This is a genomic window from Erwinia sp. (assembly GCF_031978025.1).
Lineage (GTDB): Bacteria > Pseudomonadota > Gammaproteobacteria > Enterobacterales > Enterobacteriaceae > Erwinia.
Genome location: NZ_DALZCD010000106.1, coordinates 1 through 10,835 on the forward strand (window position 1 = coordinate 1; position 10,835 = coordinate 10,835).

Annotated in this window: 15 protein-coding genes; 13 read left to right on the plus strand and 2 right to left on the minus strand. The window is 52.9% G+C overall.

What is annotated here, in order from left to right:
- From RTK32_RS10390 to RTK32_RS10450, 13 genes are all read left to right on the plus strand, one after another.
- The coding region (locus RTK32_RS10390) for a DUF3383 family protein (RefSeq protein ID WP_312043654.1) at window positions 1-641 on the plus strand (641 nt) is incomplete at its 5' end.
- 9 nt (window positions 642-650) lie between these two features.
- Complete coding sequence (locus RTK32_RS10395; RefSeq protein WP_312043656.1) at window positions 651-1,091, plus strand: phage structural protein; 441 nt, start codon at window positions 651-653, stop codon at window positions 1,089-1,091.
- A gap of 3 nt (window positions 1,092-1,094) precedes the next feature.
- Window positions 1,095-1,520: a phage tail assembly chaperone gene (locus tag RTK32_RS10400; protein WP_312043658.1), complete on the plus strand. Its 426-nt coding sequence runs from the start codon at window positions 1,095-1,097 to the stop codon at window positions 1,518-1,520.
- A 35-nt stretch (window positions 1,521-1,555) separates the two neighbouring features.
- A complete protein-coding gene (locus RTK32_RS10405; protein WP_125289489.1) occupies window positions 1,556-1,708 on the plus strand; it encodes a DUF6889 family protein in 153 nt (50 codons plus the stop codon).
- Window positions 1,698-3,344: a hypothetical protein gene (locus RTK32_RS10410; RefSeq protein WP_312043660.1), complete on the plus strand. Its 1,647-nt coding sequence runs from the start codon at window positions 1,698-1,700 to the stop codon at window positions 3,342-3,344. The genes RTK32_RS10405 and RTK32_RS10410 overlap by 11 nt, the downstream gene beginning before the upstream one ends.
- Window positions 3,341-3,907, plus strand: coding sequence for a phage baseplate protein (locus tag RTK32_RS10415; RefSeq protein WP_312043662.1), 567 nt, complete (start codon window positions 3,341-3,343; stop codon window positions 3,905-3,907). The genes RTK32_RS10410 and RTK32_RS10415 overlap by 4 nt, the downstream gene beginning before the upstream one ends.
- Entirely contained in the window at window positions 3,907-4,215 is a 309-nt protein-coding gene (locus tag RTK32_RS10420) for a phage baseplate plug protein (RefSeq protein WP_312043663.1), read from the plus strand. The genes RTK32_RS10415 and RTK32_RS10420 overlap by 1 nt, the downstream gene beginning before the upstream one ends.
- Entirely contained in the window at window positions 4,212-5,318 is a 1,107-nt protein-coding gene (locus tag RTK32_RS10425) for a hypothetical protein (RefSeq protein ID WP_312043665.1), read from the plus strand. The genes RTK32_RS10420 and RTK32_RS10425 overlap by 4 nt, the downstream gene beginning before the upstream one ends.
- Before the next feature lie 39 nt (window positions 5,319-5,357).
- Complete coding sequence (locus RTK32_RS10430; protein WP_312043667.1) at window positions 5,358-6,014, plus strand: Gp138 family membrane-puncturing spike protein; 657 nt, start codon at window positions 5,358-5,360, stop codon at window positions 6,012-6,014.
- Window positions 6,011-6,364 carry a hypothetical protein gene (locus RTK32_RS10435; protein WP_312043669.1) on the plus strand — a complete coding sequence of 118 codons (354 nt, stop codon included), beginning with the start codon at window positions 6,011-6,013 and terminating at the stop codon, window positions 6,362-6,364. Before RTK32_RS10430 ends, RTK32_RS10435 begins: the two co-directional genes overlap by 4 nt.
- On the plus strand, window positions 6,364-7,566 hold the full coding sequence (locus tag RTK32_RS10440; protein ID WP_312043671.1) for a baseplate J/gp47 family protein: 1,203 nt from the start codon (window positions 6,364-6,366) through the stop codon (window positions 7,564-7,566). The genes RTK32_RS10435 and RTK32_RS10440 overlap by 1 nt, the downstream gene beginning before the upstream one ends.
- Window positions 7,563-8,132: a DUF2612 domain-containing protein gene (locus RTK32_RS10445; RefSeq protein ID WP_312043673.1), complete on the plus strand. Its 570-nt coding sequence runs from the start codon at window positions 7,563-7,565 to the stop codon at window positions 8,130-8,132. The genes RTK32_RS10440 and RTK32_RS10445 overlap by 4 nt, the downstream gene beginning before the upstream one ends.
- Window positions 8,133-8,134: 2 nt before the next feature.
- Complete coding sequence (locus tag RTK32_RS10450) at window positions 8,135-9,025, plus strand: phage baseplate protein (protein WP_312043675.1); 891 nt, start codon at window positions 8,135-8,137, stop codon at window positions 9,023-9,025.
- A gap of 523 nt (window positions 9,026-9,548) precedes the next feature.
- Here RTK32_RS10450 and RTK32_RS10455 read toward each other — a convergent pair.
- Window positions 9,549-10,310 carry a glycosyltransferase family 25 protein gene (locus RTK32_RS10455; RefSeq protein ID WP_312043677.1) on the minus strand — a complete coding sequence of 254 codons (762 nt, stop codon included), beginning with the start codon at window positions 10,308-10,310 and terminating at the stop codon, window positions 9,549-9,551.
- A partial coding sequence (locus RTK32_RS10460) for an O-antigen ligase family protein (RefSeq protein ID WP_312043679.1) occupies window positions 10,307-10,835 on the minus strand: 529 nt, incomplete at its 5' end. The genes RTK32_RS10460 and RTK32_RS10455, both read right to left, overlap by 4 nt.

The following is a 10,835-nucleotide window of genomic DNA, read 5'->3' on the forward strand; positions in this document are numbered from 1 at the left end:
AAGCGGCGGGCTACGCTCGCACCTTCGTGCAGTATTCCACACACAGTCGCTTTGCTGCCGTTTCGGCGTTCGCTCGCGCCTTTACCGTTAATTTCAACGGCAGTAACACCACGCTGACGCTGAAATTTAAGCAGGAGCCGGGCGTCGCTTATGAAACGCTGAATGCCAGGCAGGCCACCGCATTGGAAAGCAAAAGAGCCAACGTCTATGTCCTTTTTGCCAATGACAGCGCCATTCTGCAACAGGGCGTGATGGCTAACGGCGACTTCTTTGATGAGCGCCACGGCCTGGACTGGCTGCAAAACTTCGTGCAGACCAATCTCTATAACCTGCTTTATACCTCTGCCAGCAAAATCCCGCAGACCGAAGCGGGCATTACCCGGCTGATGGGCAATGTGGAAGCATCGATGGATCAGGCCGTCACCAACGGGCTGATCGCGCCGGGCGTCTGGAACGGCAGCGAGGTGGGGCAGCTCGGTGCCGGCGACATGCTCACCAAAGGCTATTACGTCTGTGCCCAGCCGCTGGCGCTGCAGTCGCAGGCCGATCGCGAAGCGCGTAAAGCGCCGCTAATGCAGATTGCCTGCAAACTGGCCGGTGCCGTGCACTACGCCGATGTTCAAATTAACGTTGTTCGCTAAGGAAAAAATATGTCTGCCTATTCATTTATGGATGTTACCGCCTCTTTTATTGGTCCGGGTGCGGTATTTGATTTGGGGAGCGGTTCCGGCAGTTCGGAAGAGGGCATTACCGTTTCCATGAAGGAAAATAAAAACAGCATGAAGCTGGGAATTGACGGCGAAGGGATGAACACCCTGCTGCCGGGCACGTCCGGCCAGATTACGGTTAATCTGCTGGAAACCTCGCCGGTTAATAAAAAGCTCTCGCTGGTCTATAACGCCCAGAGCGCCAGCAGCGCCAGCTGGGGGAAAAATATTATCGTCATCCGCAACAGCGCCTCGGGTGAGGTGATTACCGCGCGTGGCGTGGCCTTCCAGAAGCTGCCCGATCGTAAATTCGCTAAAGAAGGTGGCACCACCGCCTGGATTTTCGACTGCATCAAAATCGATGTGGTAATGGGGGAATATTAATCGATGGAATTCACACTCAACGACACCCCGTTCCGTCTCGCTAAGCTGGACGTTTTTCAGCAGCTTAAAGTGTCGCGCAAGCTGCTACCGCTGCTGGCCGGGCTGCTCTCCGACATCAATACGGTGAAATCCGCCGCCGCCCAGGGCGACTATTTTCAGGTGCTGGAGAAAGCCCTGCCCGCTATTGCGCAGTCGCTGGCAGACATGAGCGAGGAAGACACCAATGCGATTTTGCATCCCTGCCTGGCAGTAGTCTCACGCCAGCAGGCAAAAAGCTGGGTGCCGATCTTCTCTCAGGGCGTGCTGATGTTCGACGATCTGGATCTGATCACCATGCTGAAACTGGTGCTGCGCGTGGTGGAGGATTCGCTGGGCAGTTTTTTGCCCGAACTCCCCGTCAGCAGGAGCGACGCCCCGGCAGCGGGCTGACGCTGGAAACGCTTCCTGACGGGGAAGATTTCCTGATGCGCCCGGTAGATGCCGGGCTTATCAGCTACACCGCACTCAAGGATGGCTCAGTGGATCTGGCGGATATTGCCCGCCTGAACGACTGGCTGGATTTGAAAGCGGATAATCAACACCGCATTGAGCAATGGAAACAGGCCAATGAACGCTGAAAATACAAAAAATTTTCTGATGGTGCTGGATACTCAGCTGGCGGCGGAGGCCGCCAGCTGGCAAAAAGTCAGGCAGCTTGTTGAGGCGCCGGGCTGGCAACACAACGAACAGGCGGCAAAGGCGCTCGATCTGCAAAAGATCAAACAGACGGTAGAGCAGGCGGGTAAAGCGCTGGTGGAATACATCAACCGTTTCGCCAGCCGTCTGGAGCAGCTTGGCGTCCGTGCGCAGAACGCCGGTACGACGGCAGGCGATGTTAACGCGCTGGAGTACGGCGCGGCCCAGACCGGCCTCAGTAACGATGCCATAGCGAAAGCTTTCCAGGCCATCATAACGAAGCCAGGCGCGGAAGCGCGCCTGAATAAGCTGGGCGTGTCGGTTCGTGACGCCAGCGGGCAGAAAAAAACGGACAGCGACATCTTCAGCGAAGCCAGCAGCAGGCTTGGCGCTATGCCGCAGGAGCAGGCGCGGGCGATGGCCAACAGCCTGGGGCTGGCACCCGATATCCTGGCCGCCATGCAAAAAGGGCTGGGTAAATTTATCGGCGACTATAACCAGCTTTCCGACACTCTCGGCGTCAATATGACGCAGGCCGTCTCCGGCGCCGACCACTTTATGACGGCCAGACGCAAGTTTGATGAGGTTGTTGAGCTGCTGCAAACCAACAGCAGCACCCGGCTGAACAACGGACTTGGGGAGATCTTCGATAACTTTACGAAGAAGCTGACCGATAACGCGCCTGACGTAGAGCGCGTGCTTGATGGCGCCGTGAACCTGTTGCTTCTGCTTGCTGAAGTGGGCGAAAGAGTAATCTTGCGCCTGATTCAGGCGGTGGCGGACCTGAGCGGCTGGTGGGACACGCTGGATGAAAATTCGCAAGGGCTGATCGCAACGCTTGGCGTGATGACCGCCGCCTGGCTGGCGCTGAACAGCGCGTTCTTACTGTCGCCCATAGGGATTGTGGCAATGCTGGTAGCGCTGCTTTTCTCGCTTTACGACAGCTATAAAACCTGGCAGGAGGGCGGTAAGACCCTGATTGACTGGGAACAGTGGGCGCCGGGCATCAATGCGGCCAAAAAGGCGCTGGATGGGTTGCAGGAAGCCTTTATCCAGCTCACCTCAGGCACGCTCGACTGGAAGGGCGGATTGCAGGCAGTCAGCGATTTTGTGACGGGAAACTGGTCGGCAGGTATGTCCGCCGCCGTGGATAAGGTGAAGGACGACTTCAATAATTTCTTTACCGATATTACCAATAAACTGACCAACAGCCCGATCTGGCGCTTTATGAAAAAAATGGCCGGAGAGACGCAGGCTACAGCCGCGGATATTTCCCTGCCGGGAGGGGTGGATCCGGCGGGCCCGTTGAATCCGCAGCACGCCCGGATGATGGATAACCTGATGGCGTGGTCCGGCAGTGACAGCCTGACAGGTGCGCTGCCTTTCAGCGTAGGCGGTCGCCTTCCCTGGCAAAGTGAAATGGCGCAAAGCCGGGCGGAGAGCAACGTGGGCATCCAACAGGAAACCAATATTTATGTGCAGGGCAGTGAGCCCCATCTGACCGCCCAAAAAGTGGCAGCAAGTCAGTTTGATGTGAACTCGCAATTTGTCCAGACCGTAAGGAATATGCCGGTATGATAAAGGGTTTCCCCACGCTATTAATGCAAAGCAAACGTAAAATCGGTTTGCTTATTCCCAATGTGGTGATGAAAGAAAGCCACACCGACAAACTGAACGTCACCACGCATCCTGTCGAAGCGGGCGCCACCATCGCCGATCATGCTTACCTCCTGCCTGCCGAACTGACGATGGAGGTCGGTTTTTCCGGCGGCGGTTCGCTGGTGGATTTTATGGATACGACCCCATTCGGTATCCAGGCATCATTAAGCCCGGCAGAAAGCTATCAAAATTTGCGGGAGCTGATGACCAGCAGGCAGCCGCTGACCGTGGTGACCGGCAAGCGGCTGTACAACAACATGCTGATCACCTCGATTATCGTGACCACGGATGCCTCTACAGAACACGTGCTGTTCGCCTCATTAGGCCTGACCGAGCTGATGATTACGCAGACGCGAACCACCAGCAGCGCGGAAAAAGAGAACATGGCGCAGGGCACAAAGACCTCTGCCGTGCTGAATAACGGCAAGAAAGTGGCGAGGCCCGGCCCGGCGAATGCGGTTCTCACGACGGGGGGCCGCTGATGGTTATTACCGAAATTCCGCTGACGCCCGATAATCAGCTGTTCGATATTTCCATTAATAATATCGATTATAAAATGCGCATTATCTGGCGGGAAAGCGGCTGGTTTCTCGATCTGCAAAACAGCGACGGCGCGGATATTATCGCCGGCATTCCGCTGGTGACCGGCGCCGACCTGCTGGCGCAGTATGCTTATCTGCAGCCGGGCTTTGGCCTGTGGCTGATTTCCGATAGCAGCGGCACTACTGCGCCGGGTCAGTACGATCTCGGTTACACCGCACACCTTTGCATTACCACGGAGGCGGCATGAGCGTTAACTGGATGCGCTACTGCGAGCTGCTGTTGGAAGATGCCAGTAAAGCGTCGATTACCCTGGGCGATCTGAGCGTTGAGTTTGAGATTAATACTGATGTGCAAAGCAGCGGCAGCACGGCGACCATCAGCCTTTATAACCTGAGTGCGGAAACCCGCAACGCGATCATGAGCGGCAAATATAAAAAGCTGCGCCTTATTGCGGGCTATACGGGAGTCCTGCCGGATAAGCGCGAAGAGGAGCCGGTTATTCCTGCCTATATGGTTGGGAAAGTAGTGGAAAACCCGCCGGTTAAGCCGGATGGGCCCCATTACGGCGAAATCTTTAGCGGCGAAATCCGTTATGCGTTTATCAATAAGATCGGCAGCAAAGCCGATACGCAGACCAGCCCGGAAAGCGTATTAAGAATTCAGGCTATCGATGGTCACCAGGCCGCCATGGAGGCTGCGGTCAATACCACGGTCGCTGCAGGTTATGACGCCAGCGCCATTCACAGGTTAACCCTGCGCAGCTTTAATCCTTACGGCGTGACTGCAGGCGCCACCGGCACCATGCCGCCCACGCGTTTTCCCAGGGGGCGGGTGCTTTATCAAACCGCCAGCCGGGTGATGGATAACGTGGCTGCTCAATGCCGCGCCACCTGGCAGTTTGTCGATGGCAAACTGCAAATGGTGCCGGAGGAAAGTTATCTCGATCGCATTGTGGTGCTGAACAGCCAGACCGGCATGGTCGGCGCGCCCGAACTGACCACGGAAGGGATAAAAATCCAGTGCCTGATCGATCCGACGCTTCGCCTGCATGGCCTGGTGCATATCAACCAGGCCATGCTTAACAGCACGCGTAATGCGATGGAATCGGTCAACCGTGCGGCCGCCGAAAAGAGAGAGGCGGCACAACAGAGCAAAGCGCAGCCGCAGGCGGCGCCCCAGGGCGAGCAAAAGAAAGCGCAGCCGCCTGCCGATATCGCGGCCGATGGCGTCTATATCGTTAAAGGCATCCTTTACGAGGGCCAGACCCGCGGCACCAAATGGTATATGACCCTGACCTGCATCACGCGGGACAAACAGACCGCGCTTAAGGCGCCCGCCGCGCCGAACTAATTCAACCCACCGCCTGAGGCGGTTTTTTTTGGAGTTTTTATGGCCGTTTCTATCCAGTCAGTGATTGGCGGGGAAGCTCAGGCGTATCGGGCTTTAGCGGACATGGTGTCCACAACGTTACGCGTGGCCTTACCCGGCATTATTCAATCCTTCGATCCCGACAACGTGACCTGCGTGGTGCAGCCAGCCATTAAAGGCAGCGTACGCAATGCCAGCGGGCAGCCGGTTTCTCAGGCGCTGCCCCTGCTGGTGGACGTGCCCGTGGTTTTTCCACGCGGCGGCGGCTGCACCATCACTTTCCCTGTTAAACCGGGCGACGAGTGCCTGGTCATCTTCAGCGATCGCTGTATCGACTTTTGGTGGCAAAACGGCGGCGTGCAGGAACCGGTCGACCCGCGTCAGCACGATCTGTCCGACGCGTTCGCGCTGGTTGGCCCGCAGTCGCAAAAGGAGAAAATCAGCGCCATCAGCACCGAGGCTTTGCAGATCCGCACGGATAAAGGAGAGGCTTTTATTGAGCTGAAGCAGAGCGGTGAGGTCAATATCACTACCACGCGGCTAACGCTTAACGGCAATCTGAGCGTCAATGGTGACATTACCTCAACCGGCGATCAGACCGCTGGCGGCATCAGCCAGATCGATCACGTTCATGGGGGTATTCAGAGCGGCAGCAGCTATACCAGGGGGCCACAATGAGATATCGCAGAGAAGAGCAGGACGGCGATTACGCCTTTGGCAAAGGGGACAGCGCTTTCCTGGTTAACTCACCCGAATGCGTGGCGCAGGCGATTAAAACACGGCTGCAGTTATGGTACGGGCAATGGTTCCTGGATACCACGGAAGGGACGCCCTGGCTGCAATCGCTTACCGGCAGGCAGAACAGCACGGCCGCAGAAATGGTTCTGCGCCAGCGCATTCTTGCTACTCAAGGCGTGAAGTCCATTCTTTCTTTTAATACAACCTTCGACTCTTCATCCCGCCGGGCAATTTTCACGGTCACCGTGGAAACGCTGTACGGCACGACCACAGTAACAAGCGAGGCATAATGGCTCTTAAGACAGACCGGCTGGGGTTATCGGCAACGATAACGGCCCAGGGGATCGGCGCGCCTGATTACCAGACAATCCTCGGCGCGCTGACCGACTACTTCCGCCAGATTTATGGCACCGACGCCTATCTGGAGCCGGACAGCAAGGACGGCCAGATGATAGCGATTATGGCGCTGGCGATCCACGATGCCAATAACATGGCGATAACCTGCTACAACTCGTTTTCACCTGCTACTGCGGTGGGCGACGCGCTGACGCGCAATGTAAAAATCAACGGTATCGTGCGCAAAGCGGCGACCAACTCAACAGTGGATGTGCAGCTGAGCGGCACGCCGGGCACCACAATCGTTAACGGCTCGGTCAGGGACAGTAATAACGTTATCTGGAACCTGCCCACAAGCGTAACGATTGCCACCACGGGAACGGTCACCGTGACGGCCACCTGCGCAGAAACCGGGCCGGTGGCGGCGGTAAGCGGTTCCGTTAATCAAATCAACACGCCGACGCGCGGCTGGCAGACGGTAACCAACCTGAATGCGGCGGCCACGGGAAGCGTTGCCGAAACGGATGCAGAGCTACGTTTGCGGCAGGCGCAAAGCGTTTCATTGACGGCGCTGACCACTTTTGACGCGCTGGACGGCGCGATTTCAAATATTGCAGGCGTCGTCGGCCATAAGCTTTACCAGAACGACAGCGAGGATAAGGATGCAAATGGCCTGCCCGCTCATACCATTTCAGCCGTGGTGCAGGGCGGAGATGCAAATGCGATTGCCGACGTTATTCGTAAAAAGAAATCTCTGGGTGTAGGTACCTTTGGCAATACCGCCATCACGCTTGCTGACAGCTATGGCACGCCGCAGGCGATCCGCTTTTCACGGCCGGTGCCGGTGCCGGTATATCTGTCGCTGGAGCTGAAAGCGCTGACGGGCTACACCAGCCCCATCGCGGAGAAAATTAAAAAAGCGCTGGCGGCCTATATCAACAACCTGGGGATTGGCAACAGCGTTCTGCTCAGCCGTCTTTATTCGCCCGCTAATTTGACTACAGGGCAGGACAGTACGGACAGCCAGTACTACGACATCCTGAGCCTGCTGGCAGGCAAAAGTGAAGCCGCGCTTTCCTCCGGCAATATCGCTATCGGCTATAACGAATTTGCCCGCTGCGAGGTGGATAATATTACGCTATCGGTGACCTCATGAAATACCTCGATCTGATCACCAATTACCATCGGGACAAAGAAAAATACGTCGACCATATCGATTTAAGCACGCGACCGCAGCAAGAAATTATCGACCTCTTTGCTGAGGTCGTGAGGGCGCTGGATATCGACAACGCCACCGGCGCACAGCTGGATATTTTAGGTGAATGGATAGGGCGAGCCAGAAGTATCAACGCGCCGATTGAAGATTACTTTTTTACCCTGGATAAAGCCTCGCTGGGCTTCGATCTCGGCAGCTGGAAAGGCAGATATGAACCTGACTCCGGCATTATCAACGTGGATGATGAAGATTATCGTACTATGCTGCGCGCTAAAATCGGCGCCAATAAGTGGGACGGCACGGCCGATACGCTGCCCGCCATTTTACAAGAAATTTATACGAAGCAGGATATCAATATCACCTTTACCGATAATCAGGATATGACCGTAACGGTATATGTGACGGCAAAAAACCTGTCCACTATTACCAAAGAAATTATCAAACAGGGCTATCTGGCGATCAAGCCTGCCGGCGTCACGGTAAATTATAAAATTAATGGAGAATAACAATGGCAAAAAATGACTTTAAACCTTTTGCTACGGGCGAAAGTGCAAATGTGCTTTCGCAGGCGGATTATGAAGCGCTGGATGCCACGGCAAACGGCTTTCAGACCGGTATCGCCAGAAGTGAACAGTTGAATAAGGTCTGGCGACAGGCGTCAACCATGTCTCATGTAGTGGGGCAGTTTATCGCTAATAATAGTGGGGAAGACGTTAAAGACGATGGTAATACGGAAGAAATACTGGGTAATTTTGAAAAAGCTTTGCAGAGTAAATTAATTATTGAAGCGATTTACCCGATTGGAATTGTTGTCTGGTTTGCACAAAACAAAGATCCTAACGTGCTTTTTCCTGGCACAAAATGGGCATACATAGGCGAAAATAAAACTATCCGATTAGGCAGCGCCAGTGGAAGTGACGTAATGGCAACGGGCGGGGCCGATCAGATAACTTTAGCTACGGGGAATCTCCCTGCGCATAATCATACCTATTCCGCCAGTACCAGTACTTTTGACTACGGGACTGTAGGGACTTCTGGCGTCGGCGATCACGGACATAACGCCTGGACAGACGCCCAGGGCAATCACCAGCATGGCTCAGGGATGCGTTTACCTTCCAATCAGGACGGGCTCGCTGTTTATGGGACCTGGGAGGCTCCGGGAGGAAGTGCCGCGCTGTCGCGTGGTGGAAGCGGTGCGGCAATACAGGCGCCCACCTCTGCAAATGGCCAGCATTCGCACAATGTAGGTATCGGCGGCTCTGGTGCACACTCCCATAGTGTAGGTATCGGCGCTCACTCACATACTTTATCAGGGACAACATCTACTACGGGTTCCGGAGCTGCCATTTCGATAGTCAACACCTTTATAAAGCTGATGGGCTGGTATCGTACAGCCTGATTGGATTAAGAGGCCTTTATCTAGACCAGTATTAATTATTAACACCAATGACTAATATGCTTCGTACTTAATTTTAATATTTAATGGGTGATTTAAATAGTAGGGGGGGAAGGAGTGTCTGGATATCTAAATGACTACTGCCTTTATTATTTCACGGGAGGTGTTGAAGGTAACCATTAATGGGTGCTGGCTTGTCAGGTTTTATTTTAATGATGAGGGTGTTTTAAATAAATTTTTAATGGTTTTTTTAATGTATTCCTTTGGGGAGGGTGCTCTTTTTTTTAAAGTATTTTATTTTTTATAAATCATGCTTAAGGTAAGATTGCTTTTTTCACTATAATGCATTGCTTTGTCTGTAAGGTGATAAATGAAGCAAGTAGCCAGGCATTAATACTTTTGCTAAGTTAGTAGAGGCGTCTTCCTCCAGCTATTGCAGGGTGATTTTTACCTGATTGGATTTGCAAGGATGCACTGAAATGCACTGAGGTAGCAATCTGCTCACTACCTCATTTTTATTGACTGTCTACGTTTTTTTAATGGAAATAAAAGGCCTGGCAAAAGCTAACCACAAACTTATTTTTATTTTTAATATAAAAGGGCGCGAGTCTCTTATTCTGGACCATATCATTTTTTTCTCATGTCTAATCCCAGCTGAACTTCTGTCACCAATAGTTGTGACTTTTTCCAAAGGTTCATAGGTATTTATTAGTGAGGGCACGACGCCATGTACATCAATCAATCCGAATTCCTGAAATGTCGTCCATTGATCGGCTACACACCAGACTGGAAAGAGGTTTGCGAGCATCTTTTTTGCCGCCGGTCTGTTGATGACATAACCATGAGAGAAGGCGGCATTAAGGACTTTATGAACATGGCGATCTTTTCCCGTGGAATACAGACTTTTATTCTGATAGTGATGAACTTCCGAGAGTAGCGTCACGGTGCTGTGGCGATTGCTATTGTTTTTAGCAATGCTGTCCAGATGCTCCTCAATATCAACAGGGATAGTCACGTCATCTTCCAGAATCAGGGCCAGGTCGTATTCAGAGTCAAGCAGCTGTTTGTACGCTTTCAGATGACTCATCGCACAGCCTACCTCACCTTTGGTGATGGCATAGCTGACTTCTCTTTTATAAAAAAAGAATTCGTCATCGGCTATCTCTGAACCATTAACGGCCTTGATAGTAATAAAGTCTTTACCTATAGCAGACAGCTGTTGCTGCATAGAATGTAGACGGTCTGTAGAAACAGGCAGATTAATGACAAAGATGGCTATTTTAGTCATACTTTATCCATTATCGCTTTTTTATTACCGTTAACGCTGGCCAATAAAATCAGCGTGCTGAGCACCACTACGTACTCTATGGACGTCAACAATACGTCCGTCATGCCATAAAGCAATGCGGAAATAGCCATAATCGAAATGGGATTGCCGAAGACGCCTGCCAGACCGTTATCAAAAATTAACCTGATAAAGAAAAACAGCAGGATAAAAAAGCCAAAAATACCGAACAGCGAAGTGTATTGAAGAAATTCATTGTGCAGATGAACGTCAATATAATCCAGGGCGAAAGAGCCAGGATGGTTGGTACTTATCCAGTGACGAATAATGGTATTCCTGGTCGCCTGGGTTTGCCCCAGTGGGTTTTCCTGAATAGCAACGACACCAGATTGCCACAGGGTAAAACGTGAGCCAAGGGAAGTATGGTCATCACCCTGATTAAATCGGCTTATCTCCTGCTGGGTCGTTTCCACACGTGAGGAGATGATATTCTTGCCAAAGGTCGCGACAGCTGCAAAAGCGATAATC